The sequence below is a fragment of the Ktedonobacter robiniae genome, from assembly GCF_016587375.1.
In the GTDB taxonomy this organism is placed as follows: domain Bacteria; phylum Chloroflexota; class Ktedonobacteria; order Ktedonobacterales; family Ktedonobacteraceae; genus Ktedonobacter; species Ktedonobacter robiniae.
In genome coordinates this window covers 3,376,491-3,399,258 of sequence record NZ_BNJG01000001.1, presented here as the reverse complement: position 1 = coordinate 3,399,258, position 22,768 = coordinate 3,376,491, and the positions used below count along the sequence as shown (strand labels likewise).

16 protein-coding genes and 1 pseudogene are annotated in these 22,768 nt (G+C 52.6%); 10 read left to right on the top strand and 7 right to left on the bottom strand.

The window, feature by feature from the left end:
* Window positions 1-75: 75 nt before the first annotated feature.
* Window positions 76-1,614: a response regulator gene (locus tag JMJ04_RS14140; RefSeq protein WP_201371114.1), complete on the bottom strand. Its 1,539-nt coding sequence runs from the start codon at window positions 1,612-1,614 to the stop codon at window positions 76-78.
* A gap of 418 nt (window positions 1,615-2,032) precedes the next feature.
* On the opposite strand from JMJ04_RS14140, the gene htpG reads away from it, so the two are divergent.
* Window positions 2,033-3,919, top strand: a complete 1,887-nt coding sequence (htpG, locus tag JMJ04_RS14135) for a molecular chaperone HtpG (protein WP_201371113.1) — start codon at window positions 2,033-2,035, stop codon at window positions 3,917-3,919.
* Between the two features lie 178 nt (window positions 3,920-4,097).
* Here the strand turns inward: htpG and JMJ04_RS14130 are convergent, their stop codons facing one another.
* Window positions 4,098-4,295, bottom strand: a complete 198-nt coding sequence (locus JMJ04_RS14130) for a helix-turn-helix domain-containing protein (RefSeq protein WP_007907147.1) — start codon at window positions 4,293-4,295, stop codon at window positions 4,098-4,100.
* Window positions 4,296-5,985: 1,690 nt separating this feature from the next.
* On the opposite strand from JMJ04_RS14130, the gene folE reads away from it, so the two are divergent.
* The 3 genes from folE (at window position 5,986) to JMJ04_RS14115 (ending at window position 8,387) form a co-directional block, all read left to right on the top strand.
* Complete coding sequence (gene folE / locus JMJ04_RS14125; protein ID WP_201371112.1) at window positions 5,986-6,636, top strand: GTP cyclohydrolase I; 651 nt, start codon at window positions 5,986-5,988, stop codon at window positions 6,634-6,636.
* The gene (locus JMJ04_RS14120) at window positions 6,633-7,502 is read left to right on the top strand and encodes a dihydrofolate reductase family protein (protein WP_201371111.1); all 870 of its coding nucleotides are present in this window, start codon (window positions 6,633-6,635) and stop codon (window positions 7,500-7,502) included. Before folE ends, JMJ04_RS14120 begins: the two co-directional genes overlap by 4 nt.
* 150 nt (window positions 7,503-7,652) lie before the next feature.
* Entirely contained in the window at window positions 7,653-8,387 is a 735-nt protein-coding gene (locus tag JMJ04_RS14115) for an SDR family NAD(P)-dependent oxidoreductase (protein ID WP_201371110.1), read from the top strand.
* A 142-nt stretch (window positions 8,388-8,529) separates the two neighbouring features.
* Here the strand turns inward: JMJ04_RS14115 and JMJ04_RS14110 are convergent, their stop codons facing one another.
* Both JMJ04_RS14110 and JMJ04_RS48685 read right to left on the bottom strand, forming a co-directional pair.
* Complete coding sequence (locus JMJ04_RS14110) at window positions 8,530-9,696, bottom strand: aminotransferase class I/II-fold pyridoxal phosphate-dependent enzyme (protein WP_201371109.1); 1,167 nt, start codon at window positions 9,694-9,696, stop codon at window positions 8,530-8,532.
* Window positions 9,697-9,783: 87 nt separating this feature from the next.
* Window positions 9,784-10,227 (bottom strand): annotated as a pseudogene (locus JMJ04_RS48685) (nuclease/transposase family protein); the annotation flags it as partial.
* 276 nt (window positions 10,228-10,503) lie between these two features.
* Here JMJ04_RS48685 and JMJ04_RS14105 point away from each other — a divergent pair.
* Window positions 10,504-12,393 (top strand): serine/threonine protein kinase, encoded by a 1,890-nt coding sequence (locus JMJ04_RS14105; RefSeq protein WP_201371108.1) that lies wholly within the window; start codon window positions 10,504-10,506, stop codon window positions 12,391-12,393.
* A gap of 135 nt (window positions 12,394-12,528) precedes the next feature.
* Here the strand turns inward: JMJ04_RS14105 and JMJ04_RS14100 are convergent, their stop codons facing one another.
* The 3 genes from JMJ04_RS14100 to JMJ04_RS14090 all read right to left on the bottom strand — a co-directional run bounded on the left by JMJ04_RS14100 (window position 12,529) and on the right by JMJ04_RS14090 (window position 18,187).
* On the bottom strand, window positions 12,529-13,176 hold the full coding sequence (locus JMJ04_RS14100; protein WP_201371107.1) for a hypothetical protein: 648 nt from the start codon (window positions 13,174-13,176) through the stop codon (window positions 12,529-12,531).
* A gap of 290 nt (window positions 13,177-13,466) precedes the next feature.
* Entirely contained in the window at window positions 13,467-16,526 is a 3,060-nt protein-coding gene (locus tag JMJ04_RS14095; protein WP_201371106.1) for a LuxR C-terminal-related transcriptional regulator, read from the bottom strand.
* A 206-nt stretch (window positions 16,527-16,732) separates the two neighbouring features.
* On the bottom strand, window positions 16,733-18,187 hold the full coding sequence (locus JMJ04_RS14090; protein WP_201371105.1) for an NADP-dependent isocitrate dehydrogenase: 1,455 nt from the start codon (window positions 18,185-18,187) through the stop codon (window positions 16,733-16,735).
* A gap of 195 nt (window positions 18,188-18,382) precedes the next feature.
* On the opposite strand from JMJ04_RS14090, the gene JMJ04_RS14085 reads away from it, so the two are divergent.
* The 5 genes from JMJ04_RS14085 (at window position 18,383) to JMJ04_RS14065 (ending at window position 22,709) form a co-directional block, all read left to right on the top strand.
* Window positions 18,383-18,988, top strand: a complete 606-nt coding sequence (locus tag JMJ04_RS14085; protein WP_201371104.1) for a hypothetical protein — start codon at window positions 18,383-18,385, stop codon at window positions 18,986-18,988.
* Between the two features lie 434 nt (window positions 18,989-19,422).
* On the top strand, window positions 19,423-19,761 hold the full coding sequence (locus tag JMJ04_RS14080; RefSeq protein ID WP_201371103.1) for a hypothetical protein: 339 nt from the start codon (window positions 19,423-19,425) through the stop codon (window positions 19,759-19,761).
* A complete protein-coding gene (locus JMJ04_RS14075; RefSeq protein ID WP_201371102.1) occupies window positions 19,725-20,792 on the top strand; it encodes an extracellular solute-binding protein in 1,068 nt (355 codons plus the stop codon). The genes JMJ04_RS14080 and JMJ04_RS14075 overlap by 37 nt, the downstream gene beginning before the upstream one ends.
* 125 nt (window positions 20,793-20,917) lie before the next feature.
* Window positions 20,918-21,874: a carbohydrate ABC transporter permease gene (locus tag JMJ04_RS14070; protein WP_201371101.1), complete on the top strand. Its 957-nt coding sequence runs from the start codon at window positions 20,918-20,920 to the stop codon at window positions 21,872-21,874.
* Between the two features lie 13 nt (window positions 21,875-21,887).
* Window positions 21,888-22,709, top strand: a complete 822-nt coding sequence (locus JMJ04_RS14065; RefSeq protein WP_201371100.1) for a carbohydrate ABC transporter permease — start codon at window positions 21,888-21,890, stop codon at window positions 22,707-22,709.
* The last annotated feature ends 59 nt before the right edge of the window (window positions 22,710-22,768 follow it).

The window sequence follows — 22,768 nt, the reverse complement described above, 5'->3', positions numbered from 1 at the left end:
TATATTATGCTATGCAAGGGCTAAAGCCGGGATACGCCTCACTGCCGCCGTTGAAACGGCGCAGCTTGCGGCGGGCTAAAGCCCGTCCATGTCATAGCCATCCAGGAGCAAGGCTACATCTTCTTCATCGTCATCCTCAGACGCAGAGCCAAGCATGGCTCCAGGCGGCTGAATTGACCAGACAGCATGTGTGCGCGGTAAGAGGGTCAGAGTATCAGCCTGCGAGGGAGAGGCTTCTTGAGAGAGCGGAAGAATCACAAAATAGGTACAACGATCACCAGGAAAGTTTTGCACCTCCAGATGACCGCCATGGCGCTCCAGGATATTGCGCGAGACATACATATCCATACCCGCGCGCGTCTGAGCATCAAGGTTACGAATGGTAATAATCGCCTCGTGGCCTGCCTGCTGAACCGTTAGCGTCACAGGATCACTCCAGGTCGCCTGGACATGAGCCGTCAGGAGCAGATTACGCAACACCTGGGAAATTTGCACGTCATCAACATCAGCCTCCAGTGGTAAACCGAGGAAGTCACAGGTCAGTTGCAACCCCTGCTGACCTGCATGAACCTCAAGGCAGGTGGCACAGAGATCGACCAGATTGGCGCGCTGACAATGCAGAATAAACTGTCCCGCATCGATGCGTGATGTATTTAAGAGCTCCTGCACCAGTTCCTCAGTGCGCCCCAGCGAGGCTTCAATGTCAGCGAAGCCACGACTCACCAGTTCAGCCACATCTGCATGATCGAGTTTGCGCCTGATCAACTGAGTCATCTCTTTGAGGCGCGCCACAGGTAGCTTGAGATCATGCGAAACCAGACTAATGACCTTATCCTTGGTCGCATTGGCCTCGAAGAGCTCATTTGTGCGTTGCTGCACCTGGATCTCAAGCGAGCGAGCATGAATTTCCAGCGCGAGCTGCTGCTCCTCCACCCGGCGTCGCAGCTGGCAGGACTGGATGGCACGTAGCAGTGCCGCAATAAAGGCATCGCGGTCAATTGGTTTCTGGATGTAGTCGTAGGCGCCGCCACGCAGTGCACGCACAGCCAGATCATGCTCACCATGGCCTGTGATAAGCAGGGTAGGCGTCTCTGGCTGCAACTCCTGGACCCTGGCTAGCAATGCCAGGCCATCCATCACAGGCATCTTAATATCGCTGACTATAGCATCAAAGCGCTGTGCCTCAATACGTTGCAGCGCATGCTCAGCCGTACTGGCTGTCTCAACATGAATGCCTGGAATACGCAACGAGACGGTATGGGGCAAGGCATTGAGCAATGCCTTGTCGTCGTCGACGATGAGCACATAGGGTGGGGGCGCAAACGAAGAGGGCATCAGCGTTGCGAATTGTGCCTGCTGCGTAATACTATAGCGAGCAGGCAAGCCGGTATGAAGGCGAATACCAACATGGTCGAGGGTAAAGAGGTACCAACCGCCAGCGTCCATCGCGATCTGACCCGGAATCCAGGAACTAAAGACACGGATCTCGATACTCTCCCCGCGCTTTAATTCCTGGCCATCGAGTTCCAGGCAGTTTGAGCTACTATTATAGACAAGCGTTCCCTGCGGAAATGTCTGTGATTGTGACGTTGATGATGGTTGCTGTTTCGGCATCCAGGTGCTCCCATTTTTGTGCTCTCTGTTAAAGATACGTATGAACATGGCTAATAAGTGACAGAATAGGACACATAGTATACGAACACTATGCACAACAGATAAGAAAGCATGCATTAATGCATTTGGATAATTTTCTCTTGAAGAGGATAACAAACTTAATAGGGAGAAGAGTAAGCAAGTGACCCTTTTTTTTATGCCGTATACCAAAGGGTGCGCAGGCCGCTTCTGGAGCCGCGCTGCTCATACATCTGCTCTCACAAAAACAAGCAATTATAGACTCCAACAGAAATCTAATAGTTTTCTTATGGTTTTCTAATAGTTCCTATGCTATATAAACGTGTAGAATGCACACCTCATAGGAGAGAAGGCCAACCACGTATCTCACGCCACATACAGATGATGGAAGGAATTATTCATGACAGTAGAGACTCACAAGGAGCAGCTCGGTTTTCAGGCCGAAGTCAAGCAATTGTTGGATCTCATGATCCATTCGCTCTATAGCCATAAAGAGATATTTTTACGCGAATTAATCTCAAACGCCTCGGATGCTATTGATCGGTTACGCTTTGATGCACTCTCCGATCCTTCGCTCTACGAACGCGATGCTGAATTTAAGATCCGTGTTGACTACGATAAAGAGGCTCGTACCATCACAGTCAGCGATAATGGCATTGGTATGAATCGGCAGGAAGTCATTGAGCATATCGGGACGATTGCCAAATCAGGAACGCGTGAGTTCTTCAAATCGCTGACGGGAGATAAGCAGAAAGACGCCAACCTGATCGGTCAGTTCGGCGTTGGCTTCTATTCGGCCTTTGTGGTAGCCGACAATATTACCCTCACAACCCGCAGAGCGGGGGCGACAGTCGATGAAGGTGTTCGTTGGCAGTCCGAGGGGCAGGGCGAGTACACAATTGAGAACGTCGAGAAGGACACGCGCGGCACAGAGGTCACACTACACCTACGCGAGGGCGAAGATGAATTTCTGAGTGGCTTCCGCCTACGTGAGATCATCCGCAAATACTCCGACCACATCATGCTCCCTATTATCATGCAGAAAGAGGAGCAGGAAGAGGGAAAGGAGCCAGAGGAAGAAGTCGTCAACCGCGCTTCCGCGCTCTGGACACGCCCCAGAAACGAGATCACCGAGCAGGAATACAACGAGTTCTATCAGCATGTCGCCCACGATTTTGGCGATCCCCTGGCCTACCTGCACAGCAAAATGGAGGGCACTCAGGAGTATACGCTCCTGCTCTATATTCCGGCACACGCCCCCTTTGACCTGTATACACGCGAATTTCATCACGGCGTCAAACTCTACGTTCGGCGCGTCTTCATCATGGATGATGCCGAAAAACTCATGCCGCGCTATCTGCGTTTCATCCGTGGCGTGATAGACTCAAATGACCTGCCCCTAAATGTCTCGCGTGAGATCTTGCAACAGAACCGCCAGATTGACCAGATCCGCTCAAACGCGACCAAGAAGGTGCTGAGCCTGCTTACGGATATGGCTAAAAATGAGCCGGAGAAGTATGCCAACTTCTGGAGCGAGTTTGGGCGTGTCATGAAAGAGGGCCTGCTTGAAGATCGGGCCAACCGCGACACCCTCGCCAAACTTCAACGCTTCTCCAGCACCCTCGCGGAGAGTGAGACCCAGGATGTGTCGCTGGAGGCCTATGTCAGCAGGATGAAGGATGGGCAGGATAGCATCTACTACCTGGTTGCCGAGAGCCATGCCGCGGCGAAAAACAGTCCTCTGCTGGAGATCTTTAAGAAGAAAGGCATCGAGGTCCTCTTGCTCTCCGATCCCCTGGATCACTTCCTGGGCAGCGAACTCTCCGAGTTTGAAGGCAAAAAGTTGCAGTCCGTCTCAAAGGGTGAGATCGACCTGGACAAGTTCACCGACGAGCAGGAGAAAGAAGAGCAGCAGAAAACAGCCGACGAGGCCAGAGACCTGGTGGAGCGCCTGAAACAGACCCTGCAAGAGAAAGTCAAAGATGTACGCATTACCCAGCGCCTGACCAGTTCGCCCGCCTGCCTGGTTATTGACCAGTATGGAATTGATCCAAGCTTGAAACGCCTGCTGGAGGCAACGGGACAGAAGGTGCCCCATGACAAACAGATTCTGGAGATCAACCCCCAGCATCCCATTATTAACCGCATAAAGAGCGAGAGCGATACACAGCGCTTCAACGACTGGGCCAACGTGCTCTTTGAGCAATCAGTGCTCAGCAGCGGCGAAGCCCTCGAAGATCCTATCGATTTCGTCAATCGCTTAAACAACCTGCTCGCCAGCTTGTAAACGGAGATTGGCCTCATACGAACAAAACGCGCCATGGCTGATCAGCCGTGGCGCGTTTTGTTCGTATGAGGCCCCAAAAAAACGCTTCCCCGGCCCTGATACTAATTGACGAGAGAAGCATCTGGAAGAGCTAGGGAAGTGTGTAAGCCAATTGGCCGCGAATGACGCGCGAACAGGCTTAGGCGATGATCTGACCGTTCGAACCCAGAACCTTATTCAGGGTCTCACGTTTAATGCGATAGGCCTGGCGAGCATTGACGTGTGGCAGAACGACGGCCTCGAGCGCACCCTGTTTCACCCAGCGACGAACGGTGGTGTCATCGACACGGAGAATGCGGGCGACCTCGGAAACGGTTAAAAGCTCACTGTTGCTCATGGAAACTACTCACTTCCTTTTGTACTTGATATGCCTGCATTACCCACATCAGGATTAAATAACCCTGGGGCACAGGGGCATGCAGTGAAATTTACCGATGGTATATACACAAGAAAACAGGTCGACTGCATTGTATAACAATGCAGAAGATTTGTAAAGAGTAAGTCTAGAATGAAACTAGGGCAGAGGGATTACTGCCATTACAAATTGTCGTCTACATTACCAAAGCTATAAGACGCTAAGGGATACGGCGCCACTATAAACTTTGAGGAGCGCGACATCATTCTAGAGGGAGACTAGCCAGGCAAAGCGAAAAACTCACTTCATATCGGTTAGCCTGAAGAAACGATTATTAGATGTAGAAATCTATTAATTGAACTTTACCAGTGCTTGGAGCTCTTGTCAAGGGTTTCTCTTATCAAGAGCAGAGTGCAATGACAGGAAAAACACATGGTATTCATAATATGAGCGCAGGAAAAGCACTCCTACTCAAAACAGTACCAGGCTTTTTACGTACCTGATTATGCTCTCCACATATATAATACGTTTCTACGGTTAAATTTATTCCCTACTGCAAAGGACACAGATTACTCTTTTGTACAAATAAAATGGGTCCAGGCACAAGAAAACAGACAAATCAAACATGCGACTCTAGACGAACCTGAGGACTGAAAGGTCACATATCCACGCTGCAACCTGGTAAGCGGGGAAGGCCATACGGCCGAAAGTACTATCGCAGACCGCTTTCTCATCTATACTCCCCCCTGAGCATTATAAATGTACCGGAAGCAAGCGTACGATGTCCAGTAATCAGCAAGCGAGTAGTACTACTGGTATAACCACTGAACCTTAGAGGCACATGCAAGCTACGCTGGCATGAAGAGAAGCCTTAGAGCGCGGCAGTTTCAGGAATCATGCCTTCTTAGGCGCGCAACCTTCTGCGCCAACTGGTGAAAGCCTGGCACAAATTACCAACTGGCAACATCTGACAACTTTCATCTCGTTTCCTACCGCAAAAGCATGGTCAACTCGCCTTGATATAAGAAAAGAGCTCGTTACACAACCTTGCCTACAAACACGAATGAATATACATACAAGCTTCACCAGAAGCATGACGCAGAATGGCAAAGATGACATTCCACCATGGTGACAACGATAGGAGTACACAATCATGCCTGACATGAGCCAATGCAACTTGTCACATTCGATGTCTAGGAAAATACATCGGCAGTAAGAGAGGAATTTGTAGTGCGCCCTTTACTTTTGGCTTCTTGCCTGGACAAGGATTTCCAGTGCTCCTCTCCCCTTTGCCTCGGCTCGCTGCGCTCTATTCTTGTTTTGATATGAGATAATACAAGAGTGTTACCAATCAGAGCAATTGGAAGTGTTCCCTAGAAAGGGCATGGGAGAGGAATACGCCGCCGAATCTCCTACCCATGCACAGGCAAGGGAGCGTCAAGAATACAGTGAAGTACAACACAATCCACAGAGGTGCAAAAGCGCGCACCTGGCAATAAGCTATGCTCGCGCCTACTGTCACAGGTTGGCACAGACTGAGACAGCGTTTCTGACTTGTCGATAAAAAGAAGAGGGGCGTGGTGAGGAGGCAAGCGAGAATAAAATCGGCCGTCAGAACGTTAGAGGCTGTAGGAAAAGAAATGGCTCGTCTCTGAGCGAAAAGAGGATTAGAATGACGCTAAATATAGACCTGGATGATCTTGAATTTGAAGATGCAATAGAACTTAAACAACGCCATATCTCGGTGGAGCAGATGCGCACATTTGAAGGATATATGGCAGAAATATTCGACGCGATGGGAATGAATGTCTCGACTCCAGGGACAGAAGATACGCCTAAACGTTTTCTTAAAGCCATGCTTGACGCGACCGAGGGCTATGATGGTGATCCCAAACTGATCAAAGTCTTCCCAGCTGAGCATCCTAACGGCACCAACAGCCACTTAAGCCAGGTTATTGAGGGACCAATCCACTTCTTCTCCCTCTGTGAGCATCATGCATTTCCTTTCTTTGGCCAGGCATATGTGGGCTATATCGCGGACGAGCACATCATTGGCCTCTCCAAATTGACGCGCCTCGTACGCGTCTTCGCCAAACGCTTCTCCGTCCAGGAGCGCATCACCCAGCAGGTCGCTAGTTCACTTGAAGCGATCTTACAACCCCAGGGAGTCGCTGTCTACCTGGAGGCCAATCACCTCTGTATGGCCATGCGCGGCGTCCGTGAAAGCTCAGCCTTGACTCGCACTACCGCGTGGCGAGGTGAGTACGAGCATAACGCTGAACTTCGCTCTGAGTTCTTCTCTACCGCCAATATTCGCCCATGAGCACAGATAAACGTCCAGAGACATTTGTCCCCCTCTATAGCCAGGAGCGAGGCGATAAGCTTCCACTGCCAGCGTCTCTTGCGGCTCTGCTCGGTGACTTTCGCCTTCCGCTCAAGACTCAATCACCCTATGTCATTGGAAACTTCGCCTCGACCATTGATGGTGTTGTCTCCCTAAATGAGCAGGGGCATACAGGTGGCGGGCCAATCAGTGGTTTTTTGGCCTCGGATCATGTATTGATGGGGGTACTACGTGCAGCCGCAGACGCCATCATTGTTGGCGCAGGCACACTACGCGATGAGCCAGGGCATAGATGGACAGCGGAGTATATTTATCCAGCCTTCGCCCAGGAGTACCGCGATCTGCGCCTGGCCCTGGGCAAAACGATACCTCCACTTACCGTTCTGGTAAGTGCGAGCGGTCATATCGATCTGAACCAGGGACTATTTCAGCGGAGAGAGGTCCCGGTCTTGATCATTACCACGCCCGAGGGAGAGAAGCGTGTGCGCACCAAAAAAATTCCCTCCTGGGTACAACTTGCAAGCGTACAACCGCAGCAAGGAGGCAACATTAGTGCGCAAAACATCCTCACCCTTGTTGAGCAGGCCTGTCATGGGCAGCTCTTTTTGACCGAGGGCGGTCCCCAACTGCTCAACGCCTTTCTCAGCGAGGGCCAACTAGACGAACTCTTCCTGACACTCGCCCCCCAGCTCGCCGGGCATATACATAACGATCAACGTCCCGCAGTTGTCATGGGAGCGCATTTTGCGCCTGATCGTCCACTCTGGAGCACCCTCCAGAGCGTCAGGCTCGTTGGGAGCCACCTCTTTCTGCGCTACGCCTTTCGCGAACGCGAACGCGAATAGAAACGATAAAATCACGCCATATGCCCACAGCACCTCGATATGACCTGGATATACTCTGTCCCGTAGAATAAAGAGAGGACAGTACATCTTTTGGATGTGTCTCTTAAGCACAAGAGAAATATGAGAGGGCAACAGAAAGGAAACTAGACTATGCGCCTGGAGGGGAAGAGCGTTATCATTACGGGAGTCAGCCAGAAAGGGCAGATGGGCTTTGCGCTAGCCGAAGCCTGCGCACGCGAGGGAGCGAGATTGACCATAAGCGCGCGCAGCGAGCAGCGCGTTCTGGCGCGAGCAACAGAGCTACGAGCACAAGGAGCAGAGGTCCTGGCCATTCCCGCGGACCTGACCAGCGAGACTGGGGCACAAAAAGTCATCGCACAAACCCGGCATACCTATGGGCAGATCGACATCCTCATTAACCTGGCAGGCGGCCTGACACAGTTTGGTCCCTTTGAACAACTCTCGCTCGCGCAATGGGAGGGCGAGCTCAAGAACAACCTGCGCGCGACCTTTCTCTGCTGTCGAGCCGCCTGGCCCATCTTTCAGCAGCAAGGGAAAGGCACCATCCTCAACTTTAGCCGCGCGGGTGATGTCTGGAGCGCAAGCCCAAACATGCTCGCCTATAACTGCGCCAAGGCAGGAGTAGACGCTTTAACGGCCACCCTTGCCAGGGAGGGCAAGGCACACAACATTCGTGTCAATGCGCTTGGCCCTGGCCTTATTATCACGCAGTCTAATCTGGAGGCGATGCATCCGAGCGAGGAAGAGCTACGAACACAATGGGTTCATCCAGAGCAGATTATCGAAGCCGCGCTCTTTCTGATCTCGGACACTGGTAGCGGCGTCACTGGAACCCTGTTACCAGTGCGGGGCCTGGGTATCTAGTAGCCTCCATGTGCAAGTTATTTTTGGTTATTGGTGTGGTCCCCCTTGCCGGACTGCGGCTGGCAAGAGGGACCACACCAATAACCAAAGTAAGCGCCGTAGGCGCGAGGCGTTACGCCACCAACATACACATCGTATTTAGCTAGCGGTGGAGGAGAAGCAGGCGTTCATGCACTTGGTGCAACATCTCATCAGACTTACAGAAGGCAAAGCGCGCATAGCCCTGGGCAAGATGCGCATGCGCCGGGCTATAAAATGAATCCGGGGGAATACAGGCAACGCCCGCCTCCTGAATCAGGTAGCGCGTGAACTCCACGGCTGATCCAGCAAAGAGCGCGCTATAGTCGGCCATGATAAAGTACGTACCATCTGGTACCGCGTAGCGCAGGCCAGCAGCGTCCAGCGCCGAGCGCAAGAGATCACGCTTCTCGGCATAGAGCTGGCGAAAATCCTGGTAGTAGTCGTTGGGGAGGTTAAGCGCAAAGGCGATGGCCTCCTGGGTTGGATGATGCACCGAGAAGGTAATAAACTGGTGCGCACGCCTCACACCCTCGATCAAGTCTGGATGGCCATAGACCCAGCCAATCTTCCAGCCTGTCGCGCTAAAGAGCTTACCTGAGCTGCTCACAGTCACGGTCCGCTCAAACATTCCTGGTAGCGAGGCGATGGGAAGGTGCTGGGCCTCACCGAACGTCAGATGCTCATAGACTTCATCGGCGATCACCGTTACATCATACTCAAGGCACAGCTCCGCGATAAAGCTCAATTCCTCACGCGAGAAAACATGCCCGGTGGGGTTGTGGGGCGTATTGAGGATCACCGCACGCGTTTTCTTGCTGAATGCGGCCCGCAGTTCGTCAGGATCAAACTGCCAATGCGGGGGATGGAGAGGCACATATACTGGTACCGCCTGCGCCATCAGGATATTGGGAACATACGAGTCATAAAATGGTTCGAGCACAATGACCTCGTCGCCCGGATCTACCAGCCCCAGAATAGCCGCAAAAATACCCTCTGTCGCTCCCGAGGTCACTACCACGCCACGCAGAGGATCGACCTCGACCTGGTAGAAACGCGCGGCATGATCGGCCACCGCCTGGCGTAGCGCGGGCGTTCCATCGCCGGGCGCGTACTGGTTGAGATTACCCGCGCGCAGGGCCTGTACGACCGCCTCCACAATCTCTGGCGGCGTATCAAAATCTGGTTTCCCCTGGCCAAGGTTGAGCGCTGAATGCTGCTGGGCAAGCTGATTGATCTCGGTAAAAATGGTTGTGCCAAATGAGGCGACACGTTGAGCGACAGTCGACATAGAATCCTGCCTTTCTAAATGTGTTTAACATGTTCAATTGCGGTGAAAACGCCCGCACACCGCAGGAAATTGTATTCATGCGTTTCTTCTTTTTTCGTGGACAAACGATGCATAGTAGTGTCCCTGCCCATCTCTGGAGATCGCCATGTCTCTGTAGCAGGTTGGAGCTTCTTCCATCAATTTGGGCACCACATCGGGAGATCGCTTGTTCTTACCTTTGCCCCCTGTCGGAAGCCCGAGAGACATCCTCTCTACCTGGATATACATGGCCTGGTAGATGAGCGCGAAAAAGCAATGCCGTGGCCGCACCCTCGGAAATCCAGGGGTTTCTCCGTTCTTGGCCCGCCGAAAGAAGGCTTGCATCGCGCCATCAAAGCGGAGAAGACTTCCTGCAAGAGCTTACCATAAACAAAGCGCTGTTCCGAATCGTGCTGCTTGCTCTGTTGCAGCGTCTTCTTCGCCTCTTTCCATCCCGCAAGCGCATTACCCACCAATTGTACACCCCTCGGCATTTCCCCTGCTGAATTCCAGGGTGGCAGCGTCTTGTAGGCTGACATCAAGCCTGACTTCTTACTTATCAGCATACCCTCCTCTTCCACCTTACCCGCACCCAGACCGAGGCTTTTGTTGGTTCTTCCTCCTTCAAAGGGGAGAATTAAATACCCTTTGGAAGCGGTTTGGTGGATACTGTAGATATTCTATGGTAGAATTTACGATCGCATACATGCAAATGGAATTGACGGAAAAAATTGCCTCGCCAGAGCAAATTTCTGTATCATCTATTCTGATGAAAAGAGTATTGAGCACATGACGGAACGTGTTGGGCAAATATTAGGCAATTACAAGTTAATACGTTTACTAGGGCAAGGAGGCTTTGCAGACGTTTATCTAGGAGAACACATTCACCTCAAGAGTTTAGCTGCAATTAAAGTACTGTATACACGATTAACTGATGAATTAAAGGAGAGTTTTCTCAACGAGGCACGTATTCTGGCACATCTCACCCATCCTCATATCATTCATATCTTAGACTTTGGGCTTGAGGCCAATGGTACCCCTTTTCTGGTGATGGAGTATGCTCCGCATGGTACTGTAAGGCGGCGCTACCCGTCATCCACAAAGCTCCCACTGGCTACCGTTGTTGCATATATCAAGCAGATTGCTGATGGTCTGCAATATGCCCATGACCAAAAGCTGATTCACCGGGATCTAAAGCCAGATAACCTGCTCATCGGGCAGAAGGAAGAGCTGTTGCTCAGTGATTTTGGGGTCGCGATCATCTCGCAGACCACGACCCATTCGCGCACTACGGAAAAAGGCATTGCGGGCACGATAACCTATATGGCACCAGAGCAATTGCAAGGAAAACCGCAGTTCGCGAGCGATCAGTATGGGCTGGGCATCATTGCCTACGAGTGGCTGTGTGGCACGCGCCCCTTTCAGGGCACGGTGGTGGAAGTCTTTAATCAACATCTGGCGGTTCCTCCTGCTCCGCTGCATCAATATGTTCCAGCGCTCTCGCCAGATGTCGAGCAAGTGGTGCTCACCGCGCTGGCTAAAGAGCCGGACAAGCGTTTTGCCAATGTCAAAGCGTTTGCGCTCGCGCTTGAACAGGCCAGCCAGCATGACGTGCGTACATATATCAGTAAGCGCTCTGCTGCGTCGTTGGCGCCGGCTAAGTCAGCGATTCCACATGACTCCATGGGAGCTTATGAACCAGGTGAACCCCCTCTGCCTGGTATAGGGCAGATGACGCCCATAGCGTCGCCAAACACGGACAAACCTTTGTCTTCGACGATAGAGCCTCACCCACCACTTGTCACGCCCGTGCCTGGTGCCCTGCAGAGTGAGCCATCGGATCCTTCCAAGTCGGTCGCACATCACACTGCCACTTCTGCGCCAGCGCTTGTTGTTGCTTTATCTTCATCCACGCCAACAGGGCCAGCATCTGGAGCAACTCCGGTTTCTCAGCCAGGACCAATATCTGGGGATGCTCCATATTTCCCCATCAATACTACAGATATAGCAAGTCGCCGTCGTGCATCGGTTTTCAACCGAAAAGAGCTATTACTTGTGGCGTTGATCTTGCTGGCGTTGCTGGGACTCAGCACTGCGGGCATCTTTTCCTTGCGTAACATAGGCGATAGTGCAAATAGCCTGGGTGCAAGAAATTTTGGCACATCAGGGAGTACATCCTCGCTTACCGCGCTGGCTGGCAATCCCTCCCCAAATGGTGGATCGACGAGCACGCCAAGACCTGGCGTGACCTCCACTGTGCCGCCTACTTCTGTGCCGGGGGTGTTGCCGCCTACTTCTGTGCCGGGGGTGTCATCCACGGTGCCGCCGACGTTAAAATCGACACCAACGCCGAAGCCGACTCCGACCCCTCCAGGGTGTACGCTCTATACCCACTGGTCGCTGCACCCACTTGGTGGCACTACTGGCAGTGATGTGTTTACGGTTACGCCCTATTGTGGAGGAAAGGTGTATGTCACGCCGTACTCGGCTCCGCCGTATGCGACCCAAATGCGCGCCTTTACCACGGGTGGCTACTATGGACCATGGGTCTCATTCACTACGGGTTCCTGGTCGACCCTTCTGACGGGTCTGTCTACAGGCACACAGTTTAAGCTACAGGCACGCAACGTTAATTCTGGCGATCCGTACTATACGATCTATGGGAATGTGAAATATTAACATACAACGCGGGAAGTCCCTCCCCTCAAACGGGGAGGGATGAACAAGAAAGCCGTCTGTCACCGCGGTAGGGACCCCAGCGGTTCAGACGGCTCTCTTGCACCATCCCAAAGAAAAGAAAGTTGTCTACATAGGTTAACAGAGGGAGATCGCAGCGAGACGATCCAGGATATTGATCCGCAGACGCTGCACCTCGGCGAGGTCGCGGAACTCGTGCGCACAATGCTCAACAATTTCAGTGGGCTTAAGGCCACATTGGAAAAGGAGATAGGCGAGACGACGTTCACGCTCCTCCGTCAGCTTCTGGCTGAGAACGCGCCAGATTTCCGCTGGTGATGAGAACACCTGTTGTGGCTCACGTGTAGATTGCTGTGCAGAACGGAGCATATCGAAAATAACGCTATTGAGGCTGACAGCCAGGCAACGCAACGCTGCATTGAGCGAAGCAAACTCCATCTGTTTGCTGACGGTTGTCTGCCGAAAATGGGCAAAGGCTCGCGTAATGTATTCTTGCTCTGACTGTAGACGAAGCGCTTCCTGAAAGCGTGGGTGCTGACGCAGGCAGATGACGAGCTTCTGGCAAAAGCCATATTCAAGCGCGAGCCAGGCCTGTTTGCTATCGCGTATCGTCGCCAGGCGGAGGAGCGCGAGACTTGCATTATCAAAAGAGACGGCACCACTATCCCCAACCATGTCAAACTCCCGCTTGCAGGCATCGGCAAGCTCAGAAATAGATAAAGTATTCAAAATACAGGCGTTTCTATCTTTTTGTTGACTTTGCATTTCTGCATCCTTTACATACGCCAGCCCAGGGCTTTGAACACTACACAAAGAACGGAATCCATCCACCGCCGCACACCCCTTACTAAATATTCTCATACACACATATATAACAAACAGTGTTTACAGTGTAATACAAAGTAAGTTCATGTGGCGTCCCTAAAACAGGGTAATTGTCAGAGGAGGTGCGAGGGACCTCAAAAAGCAGGCTTACCCAAAACTCTGTAGAGCTTATATACTTAACTAGTCAATTGCAACGTAAAGTCCTCGCACCGGGTCATCGAGAGGGGTCATTAAGGTAAGAGTTTATGCTCAAGCGCGTAACGTGTTGCGGCACTACGCGAGGTCACACCAAGTTTGCTATAAATAGAGCGCACATGCGTATTAACAGTGAGAATACTAATGACGAGCTTCTCTGCTATCTGGGCACTGGTCATCCCTGTTGCCAGCAGGCGCAATACCTCAATTTCGCGCGTTGTTAGTCCAGCCAGGACAGTTGAGTTTGGAGCTGCTGTGTGAGACTCTTCGTTGTTGGGGATAGAAGCCGAAGAGAGGGAGAGAGGAGCCTGTGAGCGAGCCTGGAGGACCTGCGAAGGCGTCATAGTCAGCCCCTCAGCAAAAGCCAGTTTAAAGGGTTCCTCGCCAAGCAAAGCGCGCGCCTGCTGCACAAATTCACTAAAAATGCTCTGGATTGTAGAGGGGATAGCCGGAACGCTACGTCCCCCCTGGCGCACCGCCTGGGCCGCTCCCCATAGACGCGCAGCCCAGGCTGGGTATCCCTGGCCCACAACCGCCAGCGCCAGGCCATCCAGCGCATACGCGACGAAGGATTTATACTCATAGTTCGTTACAGCAAGCAAGGACAGGCTCTCCTCCTGACACTCACGCGCACGGGTATATTCGCCCTGGAGGGCATAGCTCCATCCCAACAGCGTCAAGCCCCAGGACATTCCACGCTGGTCACCCAGGTCGCGCGCCAATTGTAAGCCTTGCTCAATAAGCGCGCCTCCCTCCTGCATATCGCCGTAGAGACCTTTCAGGACACCTAAGAGCACAGAGGCGTAGGAGATACTGATGCGATCTCCTACGCGACCAGCACGCTCAATGCAGGCTTCGAGCGCCAGGGTACTTTTAAGCAGATCGGCGCGTGAGAAGTGAATAAGGCCCAGCATCCAGAGCGCACGGGCCTGTCCCCAGGTCGATCCCGCCTGTTGATGAATCGCCAGGCTCTGCTCGCAGAGGGAGAGAGCCTGCTCCAGGTCTCCCTCATCGCGCGCAAGCGAGGCCAGGCGTTCAAGAACGGCGGCATTAGCCCAGCGATGCCCCTTATTGCGCATGAGCGCCCCTGCTGCCTCAAGCGCGGTTCGCGCCTGCTCACCCTCCCCAATCATGACATAGGCGTGGCCAATCGTCCAGAGCGCCATCCCCTGCCCAAACTCTTGCTCAAGTTCCGCAAAGATCACCCGACTCTTCTCAGCCAGCGCAATAGCTTGTTTATATTCACCCTGGAGGACGATCATAAGTGCTGTCACACTCAAAGCCTTGGCATACCAGAAGGGACTCACCTCTTTGGCCGAGGACAGCAGCCACTCAAGCGTGCGTCGCCCTTCACCAATATAGCCCTTCGCCCACCAGAACCACCAGAGGGCAGAGGCCAGCTTCAAGGCATCATCCCACTGCCCCTGTTGGGCAAACCAGATGAGAGCGGTTCGCAGGTTTTTATGCTCCAGGCGAATGCGCCACATCTCCTGATCCTGATGGCGATCCATATCCTTTTCAGACATGAGGGCCTGCTGCTGCCAGTAATATGCATATGCCCGCTGCACTTCTGCAACATCTTCTTCCTGCTGTAATCGCTCAAGACCATATTCGCGAATAATCTCCAACATAAAGAAGCGGGCCTCGTGATCCTCCTGCTCTACACGCGAAAGCAGGCTTTTATCGATTAGAGAGGTGAGGTCATCCAGTAAGAGTGAGCGCTCCTGATCGATCCCCAGCGCCTGCTCGAGCGATGCATAGAGATGTTCGATCATAGGAAGCGTACAACCGCCTGCGAAAATGGAGAGACGTTTAAATAAACGCTGTTCGAGTGGCGCCAGGAGATCATAGCTCCAGTCTAGGGTATTGCTCAGCGTTTGCTGGCGTTCAGGCACATCCTGAGTGGTGCTCGTCAGGAGAGGGAGACGCTTCTCCAGCCGCTGGAGCAAGGCCTGGGGAGAAAAGACCTTCATGCGAGCTGCCGCCAATTCAATAGCCAGGGGCAAACCATCCAGGCGGCGCGTGATAGCAGCAATAGTCGCCGCGTTCTCAGCCGTAAGGCGAAAGCCAGGCTGCACCGCTTGCGCCCGCTGGACGAAAAGCTGTACCGCCGCGGATTGAGCTAGAACTTGCGTATCCACCTGGTCCTGGACAGGAAGCGGCAGGGGTAACACTGGGTATTCCTGCTCGCCCACCACGTGCAGGACAGCCCGGCTAGTCACAAGAATTTTCACTTGTGGACAACGCGCTAGCAGCTCCACCAGTTGCGGGGCAGCGGCGATCACCTGCTCAAAGTTATCCAGGATCAGGAGTAAGCGCTTCTCCTTCAAGAAGGCATACAGGCGTTCCACAAGCGCTCCCTCACCGGCTTCGCCCAGACCGAGGGCATTGGCAATAAATATGGGCACCTGGCGGGGAACCGTCACCGTCGCCAGGAGAACGAGATAGACGCCATCGGCAAAGGTATTAAGAAGCTCAGTCGCAACCTGCAAACTCAGGCGCGTCTTCCCAATCCCTCCTGTTCCCGTCAGGGTCAACAATCGCACATGCGTAGCGCGGAGCAGTTCAGCGACCTCATGTGCCTCCTGGTCACGCCCAACCAGGGGAGTCAGTTGGGAGAGCAAATAGTATTTATTGCTGGCCACCATGCCCCCGACATCATCTTTGTGGGGCGAGGCAACCTCATCGCTTACATCCAGGGCGGCACGCTTATCTGCAGGTTCTATAGTTGTAAGTAGCTCTTCCACCACCTGCCGACGCTTGAGATTCTCCTGGGCCAGACTCTGTCCCGAAAGGGCACGCGCCGCCAGGCTCAGGCGCTCAAGGGAGAGTTCTTCTGACTTCCCTAGATAAACCTTGTGGAGCTTGTTCTCGCGTTTGCGATACCCATACCAGTACCAACCTCGGCGTAGCTGCTCACGTCGAGCGGTAAAGTTGCCACTCTCGCTTTTATAGGCGAAGGAGGCATGTTGCTCATCTTGCAACCATTTATACCACTCAGGGGAGCCTATGACGATATGTGAGAGTGGGCTTCCTGCGCTATCAAGCAAAAGCAAGCGATCATAGGAGGCTGTTGGAATCTGGGTGCGTGCCATACCTGTCGTCTCTCCAATGCAAATATAGATCGGTAACAGGAAGAAACAGAGTTACCTAATAGTGGAGTGTAGCACGTGATTAGGTAACTGTCTATGTGTAAGATATAAAAAAGGCATGAAAATCTTTCCCGCATCTCACTATACAGAAAAAAGGATGAGACACCTATATAGGTATCTCATCCTTTTCAGTCTTGTGCTAGGAGTGATTATTCGCCGGGAATGCGGGAGTAGCCGGGCTTACCGTCGAAGTTATAGAGGTTTTCCGTCTTGATACAATCAAATCCAGCCGCATGCACACGCTCCAGAAGCGAGATGATCTGGGCATGCTCAATCTTTGTACCAATCTCAGGCGCCTGGAAACGGGCGCGCCAGTGATCGGTACAGAAGGTATATGGTAGGCCATTGGGCCATACTTTGGCTCCGCGATTGGTAATCAGCTTCAGTTCCAGGCCCTCACCACTGACCTGTTTAAAGGCGTTACCTAACTCTTCTGCGCTCCCCTTGCTCCAATCGAGGTAGACATCGACGCCGACCAGTTCTTTGAGGGTGGGAACTTGAGCCTTTGCGGACTGTGTCTTGCGCTCCTTCGCGGGCGCGGAAGAGTAGCTCACGGCCTTCAATTGCTCAGGCTTCTGACCCAGGCGCGCAATGATCGCATCGGCAAACTCACGCGTACCAACCTTCTGCTTGCTCACACCATCAGCATAGATATCATAGGTATGAATGCCATCTTCCAGCGTGCGCAACCAGGCGTTATGCACAGCGGTCGCAACCTCTGGCTGATTGATGTGCACGAGCATCAATACAGCTCCCAGGAGCAGGCCGGAAGGGTTCGCGAGATTCTGTCCCGCGCGGCGGGGAGCCGACCCGTGGATGGCCTCGAACATGGCACAGCCCTCGCCAATATTGGCAGAGCCAGCCAGGCCAACGGAGCCCGCGATCTGGGCCGCGACGTCGGAGAGAATATCGCCATACAGGTTTGGCATCACGACAACGTCGAAGGCCTCGGGGGTATCAGCCAGTTTGGCGGCGCCGATATCGACTATCCAGGCCTCGTTTTCGATGTCGGGATACTCGGCGGCGATCTCGTCAAACACTTTGTGGAAGAGGCCGTCAGACTGCTTCATGATATTATCCTTCATAAAGCAGGTGACCTTCTTCCGATTATTGCTACGCGCATACTCGAAGGCATAGCGAATAATCCTTTCGCTACCTGGACGGCTGATGAGCTTCAGGCTCTCCATCATATTGGGCGTCTGCTGGTACTCAATGCCGCTGTAGAGGTCCTCTTCATTCTCGCGAACGATCACCACATCCATACCAGGATGCTTGGTATCGACAAAGGGATGATACGCGACACAGGGGCGTACATTTGCATAGAGGGAGAAAGCGGTACGCACGGCAACGTTCAAGCTTTTATAGCCGCCGCCCTGTGGAGTGGTAATCGGGGCCTTCAAAAATACCTTGGTGCGACTAAGCGACTCCCAGGCGCTGGGTTCAATACCGGCACTGATACCGCGCAGATAGACTTTTTCTCCAACCTCTATCTCTTCAATATCTATGCGTGCTCCTGCTGCTTTAATCACCCTCAGAGTGGCATCCATAATTTCTGGTCCAATGCCATCTCCAGACGCAACAGTTATCGGTACATTCTGTGACATACGAGTAACTCCATTGTTCGAATTGTTTAGCTGGTAAAAACACCAACGTCAGTATAGCATATGTCGCCAGAGACTGCTGAACCGCCTTTTCATCAGCACCTGTTCGCGTTGCGTGTATGGTAAAATGAAGCACGATAAGCGATATCTACTCCCACGCGAGCAGCGTGGCTTACCCATATGAGAGGATGCAATAGCATGCGCGCCCAATCCTGGCCTCCAACCTTCCTGCACCTAAAATATTGCCTCCTCTTGCTACTCATCAGTGCCTTTCTGGTCACTGGCTGCGCGCCAGGCAATGAGATCAGCACCAACACAAGCGCACCAATAGCCACGCCTACCTGGATCCAGACAGGAATGCACAGTACACAGAGTAGTAGCGCAACCTTTCACGTCACAGGCGCCAGGAGCGGTAGCTATACCTGGCAGAGCCATATCTTCACCTCTAAGCTTCGTCACGGATTGAAGGAGTTTACCATCTTCCTCCAGGACCAGGACCACAGTCTCATCATCGCCTTCTATGGATATGAAGGCGCCAGGACATATATCCTGGAAGGGCCTATCAATGGAGGCGATGTACGCCTGGATTTTGGACACGAAGGAGGAGCCTGGGATCTCCAACTGCAAGCAGGCATTAGCTGCCAGCTGACCATTATACAGGATGAGCCTGCCATCCAGCCTAATGTTAATCGTATGCAAGGAAGCTTTAGCTGCCCTCAGCTATCAGCAGTTGGCACGCATACGCAGGAGATCATCGCCATCCCCCAGGCCACATTTGATATCCTGATGATACACGAAAGCTAACGCTGACTACGTTATCACCATGGCTGATTCTCACCATGTTTTATACGATTCCACGACATACTTTCACTCAATACACTTCAACATTACGACACACTTCAAGCGTTAATATCACTTTGTATTTTCCTGGCACGTCCAGGCCCATTTTGCCTTGACATATATTTAAAGACAACGTTATCATAATACCAACACTAAAGTATATTTGAACGCTTGCTTTCTATAGTAACTGTCTATTGAGCAGGCACTAGAGCCTCTTCTTTCACATGTTTCGTGCTTAAGGGCACATGCTCACTAGAGAAAGGAGTGTCTATTTTCCTCTACCCAATGTGGAGCTTTTCTTCGTTTTCGACGTTTGTCTGTTCCAGAGTGTTGCTCCATCACCAAGACAGTGATGTCTTTTCCTTCAATGTTGTCAAGAGGAACAAAGGAGAAAAGTCATGAAGTCTCGCTTCAAAGGACTGAATTTACATCTACTGGTGCTCTGTTTATTTCTTGTAGGTCTTATCGCGTTGCCCGCCTGTGGTGGCTCCAGTGATAATGGCAAAACCGTGATCCGTGTCGCCTACCAGCAATTTGGACCTCCACCCTACTATGAACAGGAATGGTGGACTCGCGTCAAGCAGCAGGTGGAGGCCGCGAATCCCAAAATTGAGCTGCAACTACAACCCATCATCGCCGATGAGGGCAGCTACTATACAAAATTGGCGCTTCAGCTCCGTTCAAACAATCCCCCGATATTGTGCGCGAAGATAGCTTCCTCATTAGCTCGGATGTGACCGCTGGTTACCTGGCGCCGCTCGATGACTATATCAACTCATGGCCAGATTATAAGCAGCAGTGGTTCCCCAGCATGCAGAAGATTACCACCTTCAATAACAAGAACTATGGCATTATGGATGGCACCGATGTACGTGGCATCTGGTACAACAAAGATATTTTCCAGAAGGCGGGCCTACCTACCGACTGGCAGCCCAAGACCTGGGCCGATATCCTGACCGCCGCACGCACGATTAAAGCCAAGGTCCCAGGCGTGGTGCCGATAAACCTCTATTCGGGCATCCCCATGGACGAGGCCTCGACCATGCAGGGCTTTGAAATGCTGCTCTATGGCACCAAAGACCCGCTCTACAATTACGACACCAACAAATGGATTGCTTCGAGCAAAGGTTTCCAGGATGCGCTAGACTTTGTTAAACAGGTCTACAGTTCATCGAGCTTACTGGGCCCCACCAATGATATCGCCCTTAATACCCAGGCGGCCAATACAGTTGGGCAACAACTCCTCCCACAGGGCAAATTGGCAATCGATATTGATGGCTCATGGCTCCCCGGAAGCTGGCAGAAGGGTGGTGCCGCTGAATGGCCCGCCTGGCAGAAAACGCTAGGGGTTGCCAAGATGCCTACACAAAATGGCGAGGATCCTCAGTATGTCACGCTCTCCGGCGGCTGGGCCTACTCCATCAGCGCCAACTCGAAGCACAAGAGCGATGCATTCAACATTATCAAAACGGCATTCAACAAAGATAACCTGGCCTTCTATGATGTGAAAGCATCTCAGATTACGCCACGCAAAGATGTTGCCGAAGTCGCCGACTATAAGAATCTCCCCCTGTCGGACTTTTTCACCGGCCTGGTTGCCGTTACGCAATTCCGCCCGGGCTTCCCAGCTTATCCCAAGATCTCCGTTGAGATCGACCGGGCCATGCAGAACGTCATGCAGGGCCAAAGCTCCAGCGATGCCATGAACGCTTTTTATAACGCGGTCAAGAGTATTGCGGGCGACGATAAGGTAGAAAAGAGAGGTTAAGCACTTTCAGCACCTGCGGTGCTTCGCCAAGTTTTATGCTGTGGTGGTGAGCTGGCTTAGCCAGCTCACCACCACAGCATAAGCTTATAGAGATGGGTAATTATAGTATTTGAGGAGCGGCAACGATGCAGGTAAAAACTCCCGCCGTGTCAGTTGAGGCCACGGCATCCCCACCAAAGCGTGTTGTTACGAGGGCCAATAGAAAGCGCTTGCGCACAAGTCTGCTTTTTCTCGCGCCTGCGTTTCTGATTATTCTTATCTTTATGCTCGGCCCCGCCATCTGGGCCGTCTATACCTCGTTTACCAACATGGCCCTGACTGGCGTGGGCGCGCAGGCTCCCCAGTGGGTGGGTCTACAAAATTTTGTGCGCATTCTGAGTGATGGCGAGTTTCTTAACGCCTTTCGCGTCTCCATTATCTACCTGGTTGGCTCGGCCTTGATTGGTCAGGCACTCCTGGGTCTGCTGCTCGCGCTTATGATGCAGAAGCGAAACCACGTCTTTCGCGCGATCCTGGGCGGAATTATCATCGCCTGCTGGGTTATTCCGGATGTCGTCGCGGGCTTTATCTGGCAGGCATTTCTAGCGGGTGGGCCACAAAGCGTCCTTTCGCCGGGTTTGCTCAACACGGTGATAGCAAATCTGACGCTGCCACAACATGCCTGGGTACAAGAATATCCCCTGCCAATGATTATTATCGCCAACATCTGGCGAGGGACGGCGTTCTCCATGCTACTCTATGCATCGGCCCTGGAGAGCATTCCTCAAGATATGTATGAAGCGGCGTCTATCGATGGCGCAGGTGTGTGGGCCAAGATTTATCATGTAACACTCCCTCTCATTAAGGGGTCTATTGCAACGGATTTGCTCCTCATCACGCTTGCGACGCTGTCGGACTTTACGCTTGTGTATGTGATGACAGGCGGTGGCACGACTAATAATGAGCTGCTTACCATCTATCAGTATCGCCAGGCCTTCCAGTTCTACCAGATTGGCTATGGCAGCGCGATCGCACTCCTGATCATTATCGTAGGCGCGATCCTCTCGCTCCTCTATATCCGTATCCTGCGTATTGACATCTAAAGGAGATCTGAGCATGGTTATCCGCCGTATTATCGTTCCCTCGCTGCTCTACCTGATCCTGACGGTGATAGGGCTGTTGTTCTTAATCCCGCTGCTCTGGCCCGTATTTGCCAGTATCAATCCCAACGCGCAATTAACGCTTACGCTTCCTACGGCTCCCAACCTGAGCAATTATATCGACATTATCAGCAATGGCCTCGTCATTCAGCCATTTATGAATAGCCTCATTATGGCCGTCTCGACAATGGTACTGGTCATCCTCCTCTCCGGGCTGGCTGCATATCCCCTCTCGCGTTATCAATTCCCCTTCAAAGCTCAGATCATGTATTTGATTCTCTTCGCCAGTGCGCTGCCAATCCTGGCCCTGGTCACACCGCTGTACGCAATGTACGTTGTGTTGAACCTGCAAGATACGCTCCTGGGCTGTATTCTCTTCTTCACCGCTAGCTCGCTTCCCTTCAGTATCTGGCTTATGAAGAACTTTCTGGATTCCGTTCCCCTGGAATTAGAGGAGGCGGCCTGGATTGATGGTGCCTCTATCCTGGGTTCATTCATCCATATTCTCTTGCCGCTAGCGGCGCCGGGTATCGCCGTCGTGGGCGTCTGGAGCTTCCTGGGCGCCTGGACGAACTTCTTTGTGCCACTCATTATCCTGCAAAATCAGGACCTCTTACCCGCCTCCGTCCACATCTATACCTTTTTCGGGGCCTATGGACAGGTGAATTATGGACAGCTCGCGGCCTATGCCATGCTGTATGCGCTCCCCGCGGTTCTGCTTTATACCTTTGTTTCGCGCTTCTTTGTCAAGGGTGTGAGTGGGGGCCTCAAAGGCTAAGCCTTTCTCTCAGTACTCTCAGCGCCTGCGGTGCTTCGCAGAGATAAAGAGACGTGGCG

Coding starts and splice junctions, on each gene's coding strand:
- JMJ04_RS14140 (WP_201371114.1), bottom strand. CDS start 1,614: ATGCCGAAACAGCAACCATCATCAACGTCACAATCACAGACATTTCCG.
- htpG (WP_201371113.1), top strand. CDS start 2,033: ATGACAGTAGAGACTCACAAGGAGCAGCTCGGTTTTCAGGCCGAAGTC.
- JMJ04_RS14130 (WP_007907147.1), bottom strand. CDS start 4,295: ATGAGCAACAGTGAGCTTTTAACCGTTTCCGAGGTCGCCCGCATTCTC.
- folE (WP_201371112.1), top strand. CDS start 5,986: ATGACGCTAAATATAGACCTGGATGATCTTGAATTTGAAGATGCAATA.
- JMJ04_RS14120 (WP_201371111.1), top strand. CDS start 6,633: ATGAGCACAGATAAACGTCCAGAGACATTTGTCCCCCTCTATAGCCAG.
- JMJ04_RS14115 (WP_201371110.1), top strand. CDS start 7,653: ATGCGCCTGGAGGGGAAGAGCGTTATCATTACGGGAGTCAGCCAGAAA.
- JMJ04_RS14110 (WP_201371109.1), bottom strand. CDS start 9,696: ATGTCGACTGTCGCTCAACGTGTCGCCTCATTTGGCACAACCATTTTT.
- JMJ04_RS14105 (WP_201371108.1), top strand. CDS start 10,504: ATGACGGAACGTGTTGGGCAAATATTAGGCAATTACAAGTTAATACGT.
- JMJ04_RS14100 (WP_201371107.1), bottom strand. CDS start 13,176: ATGCAAAGTCAACAAAAAGATAGAAACGCCTGTATTTTGAATACTTTA.
- JMJ04_RS14095 (WP_201371106.1), bottom strand. CDS start 16,526: ATGGCACGCACCCAGATTCCAACAGCCTCCTATGATCGCTTGCTTTTG.
- JMJ04_RS14090 (WP_201371105.1), bottom strand. CDS start 18,187: ATGTCACAGAATGTACCGATAACTGTTGCGTCTGGAGATGGCATTGGA.
- JMJ04_RS14085 (WP_201371104.1), top strand. CDS start 18,383: ATGCGCGCCCAATCCTGGCCTCCAACCTTCCTGCACCTAAAATATTGC.
- JMJ04_RS14080 (WP_201371103.1), top strand. CDS start 19,423: ATGAAGTCTCGCTTCAAAGGACTGAATTTACATCTACTGGTGCTCTGT.
- JMJ04_RS14070 (WP_201371101.1), top strand. CDS start 20,918: ATGCAGGTAAAAACTCCCGCCGTGTCAGTTGAGGCCACGGCATCCCCA.
- JMJ04_RS14065 (WP_201371100.1), top strand. CDS start 21,888: ATGGTTATCCGCCGTATTATCGTTCCCTCGCTGCTCTACCTGATCCTG.